This is a genomic window from Psychrobacter sp. Rd 27.2, assembly GCF_001921755.1.
Taxonomy (GTDB): domain Bacteria; phylum Pseudomonadota; class Gammaproteobacteria; order Pseudomonadales; family Moraxellaceae; genus Psychrobacter; species Psychrobacter celer.
Window position 1 is genome coordinate 1 of sequence record NZ_MRYB01000083.1, and the last position, 431, is coordinate 431.

Annotated in this window: 1 protein-coding gene; it reads left to right on the forward strand. The window is 35.5% G+C overall.

The features are described 5' to 3' along the window. Positions 1–186 precede the first annotated feature (186 nt). Positions 187–431 (forward strand): hypothetical protein (locus tag BTV99_RS13375; RefSeq protein WP_143507182.1); only part of this gene is annotated, 245 nt, incomplete at its 3' end.

The following is a 431-nucleotide window of genomic DNA, read 5'->3' on the forward strand; positions in this document are numbered from 1 at the left end:
AAAGGCATAAAAATATCAATACGCTATAAAACAGCACTGCCAAAATTGACAAGAACGAACTTGATAGCGTTAATCGCTGTCATAACTAATTGCAAGGTTAGGTCTAATTAGCCGAAAGACAGCAACCGCACCCTTAGCTGTCAGCGCCTTGCTCTTTTTTTTCTTTAAGGGTGTGAGGGTGCAAATGTGAGTTTAATAGACAGGCTTATAGAGCCTACGAAAGACTATATTAGTTTTAGAGATTTTATCTGTCATCTATCAGGGCTTAATAATCAGCCAGTTTATGAGGTAGCCACTTATTTATTACATCATGATTTATCTGATAAAGACTTTTACTATATTGATGGGGACTACAAGATAATAAAGGCTGATTTTGATGATAAATCTATAAAGCATTTTTTGACTGAAATTCAAATGTCAGTGATCTGGGG